The following is a 3,205-nucleotide window of genomic DNA, read 5'->3' as shown; positions in this document are numbered from 1 at the left end:
CCTGCCTCGATCTCCTCTACCACTGTGCGTTTAAACTCTTCGCTGTAGCGGACTTGGGGACGTGTTTTCTTCATTGGTCATACTCCTTACTATAGGTTTTTGGTCAACCTATTTCAGGACGGGTCACTTTCTTCCCTCCCTCTTTTGTGGCTCCCTATCACTTCTCTATCAAGCGTCTATCACTTGTCTATAATAGACAAGTGATAGACGCTTGATAGAGAAGTGATAGGCAGGGTGAAAAGAGGGCGGAGGGCACAGGGATCAGGCCTGATCAGACATTGGGAGGTGTCGGACGCCGTATGTTTAGAATCCGGCAATGGGGGAATTCCATCGCAGATATATCTTGACAAGAATTGTCATGATCAGGAAACTGCAAAATTGAATAACATCAAGAGGTGTGAGATGAAGATTCTACGTATTTTATTGGTTTTAGTGCTGCTCGGATTCTCGTTCTCCCATGGCGCACACACTAATCTTGATATTTTGCGCACCATCAAGCTGCTGGGAGAAGTGACGGATGTGTACGGCACTCCATTGGAGGGAGCGGAGATAAGGATAGTCAACATCGATAATCTCCCGGCTACTACGGATGAGGATGGTTTCTACCAGATGTACAGAGGCTTTAATTCGGGAATTCTCATTGTAAGGGTAAGCAAGCCGGGTTACAGAACCAAGGTCAAGCCTAATATCATTGTACATTCCGACGGACCAAGGGAATTCACTGTGAATTGCACTCTGGAGGTCGATCCGTGACATCAATGTTGATGAGAAGTATCGAAGATTACTGAATTCAGGAAAGGCAGGATTTCTGATACTTTCCCATAATTGACAGACAAAGAGTAACAAAAAAAGGGGCATCCGCGGAAGCCCCTTAACAATATACGGTCCTGAAGTTTTATTTCCCCACGGCGATGGAGACCATCTTGCCGGGGATGACGATGATTTTCCTGACCAAGAGCCCTGACAGGCTGCGCTTCACGTTCTCCACTTCCAGGGCCAGCTTCTTAAGTTCCTCGAGATCGATGTCCGGTGGCACTTCCAGCTTGCCGCGCAGTTTGCCGTTGATCTGGACCACATAGGTCACCAGGTCGCGGATCAGGTGGCGCTCTTCATAGCCGGGCAGGCCGGATTCGTGCAGCAGTTCGGTGAAGCCCATCATTTGCCAGAGTTCTTCGGCGATGTGGGGCGCGAAGGGATAAAGCAGCTGCGGGATGATGCCGCAGGCTTCGGCAAATACAGCCAGGTCCGGAGCGGAGAGGCTTGCGGGGTCTTTCACACTCACGCAATGGTTCAGATGCTCCATCACGGCGGCGATGGCGGTGTTGTACTGCATGCGGTGCTGGCAGTCGTCCAGCCACTTCTTGACCGTGCTGTGCGAGCTGAACAGCAAGTCCCGCAGCGGAGCGGAGACCTCTTCCGGCTGGGCGCTTAGCTTCAGTCCGCGCTTGATGTCTTCCAGATTTCCTTCGATCAGGCGCCAGACGCGGTTCAGGAACCGGAAGGCGCCCATGATGCCGTCGTCGCTCCATTCGGAATCCTTGTCCGGCGGCGAGGCGAAAAGCAGGAAGACGCGCAGGGTGTCGGCCCCGAAGCGGTTCACGATGTAGGTGGGATCGACCACATTGCCTTTGGATTTGCTCATCTTGGCGCCGTCTTTGGTGACCATGCCCTGGGTGAGCAATCTGGCAAAGGGTTCGTCGCAAGCCAGCCAGCCCAGGTCACGCATGAATTTGCTGATGAAGCGGGCGTAGAGCAGATGCATCACGGCGTGCTCGATCCCGCCGATGTATTGGTCCACCGGCAGCCAGTATTTGGCCTTGGCCGGATCGAAAGGAGCCTCGGCATTGTGCGGATCGGCGTAGCGGGCGTAATACCAGGCGCTGTCCACAAAGGTGTCCATGGTGTCTGTCTCGCGCCGGGAATCAGCCCCGCACCGGGGGCAGGGAACATAGAACCATTCGGGCACGGACAGCAGCGGATTGCTGGTGGTTTTGCCCAGTTGGACGTTATCCGGCAGCAGGACAGGCAGTTGCTCGTCCGGGACCAGGACCACACCGCAATGCGGGCAGTGGATCACGGGGATGGGGTTGCCCCAATAGCGTTGGCGGGAAATGCCCCAATCGCGCAATCTGTAGGTGCAGGTAGCCTTGCCCAAGCCTTTCTCCTCCAGCAATCTGGAGATGGCGGCCTTGGCGGATTCGCTGTCCAGGCCATCGAAAGGGGCGGAATTGGCCATCACGCCAGGCTCGACGTAGGCTTCCTCCATCTCTTCCAGCACCAGGTTCTGCTCCGGGTTCTGGATCACGAGGCGCATCGGAATGCCGTACTTTTTGGCAAATTCGAAGTCGCGCTGGTCGTGGGCTGGAACGGCCATGACGGCGCCGGTGCCGTATTCCAGCAGGACGTAGTTGGTGATCCAGATCTGCACGTTATTGCCATTTAGGGGATTGACGCAGTATCTGCCGGAAAAGACGCCTTCCTTGGTGGTGTCCTCTGCCGTGCGGAAGATCTTGTCCTCGTTGATGACCTTGCGGCAAAAATCGTGCAGGGGCTTGTTGTCCGGCTCTTCAGCCAGCCATTTCTGCACCAGTGGATGTTCCGGCGGCAAGGCCATGAAAGTGACCCCGTAAACCGTGTCCGGACGGGTGGTGAAGACGCTGATGGGCTCTCCGCCTGCTTCCAGAGGAAAATCGATCAGGGTGCCTTCGCTTTTGCCGATCCAGTTCTTCTGCATCGTGATCACGCGTTCCGGCCAGTCCACCATGCCTGAAAAATTAAGCAGTTCCTCGGCGTAGTCCGTGATCCGGAAGAACCACTGTTCCAGCTCTTTCTGGGCCACTTCACCGCTGCAGCGCCAGCAGCGGCCGTTTTCCACCTGTTCGTTGGCAAGCACGGTCTGGCAGTCCTCGCACCAGTTTTGCCAGGATTTCTTGCGATAGACCAAACCCTTCTCATACAGTTTCTTAAAGAGGTACTGGCCCCATTTGTAGTAGTCGGGCCGGCAGGTGCTGACCTCGCGTTCCCAATCCAGCCCGAAGCCCAGGGAATCGAACTGGCCGCGCATGGCGGCGATGTTCTCCTCCGTGGTGATGCGGGGATGGGAATTGTGCTGGATGGCGAAGTTCTCCGCCGGCATGCCAAAGGAGTCATAGCCCATGGGCTGCATGACGGAGTAGCCTTCCATCATCTTCAGCCGGGCGATGGC

General features: G+C 55.5%; 2 protein-coding genes. One reads left to right on the top strand and one right to left on the bottom strand.

The genetic code is table 11. The features are described from left to right. The first annotated feature begins 402 nt into the window (after positions 1 to 402). Positions 403 to 753, top strand: a complete 351-nt coding sequence (locus K0B87_09525; protein MBW6514975.1) for a carboxypeptidase-like regulatory domain-containing protein — start codon at positions 403 to 405, stop codon at positions 751 to 753. A 142-nt stretch (positions 754 to 895) separates the two neighbouring features. Here K0B87_09525 and leuS read toward each other — a convergent pair. After that, positions 896 to 3,205 (bottom strand): leucine--tRNA ligase (gene leuS, locus K0B87_09520; GenBank protein ID MBW6514974.1); only part of this gene is annotated, 2,310 nt, incomplete at its 5' end.

It is taken from the genome of Candidatus Syntrophosphaera sp. (assembly GCA_019429425.1).
Taxonomy (GTDB): domain Bacteria; phylum Cloacimonadota; class Cloacimonadia; order Cloacimonadales; family Cloacimonadaceae; genus Syntrophosphaera.
This window is presented reverse-complemented; position numbering and strand designations above follow the sequence as displayed.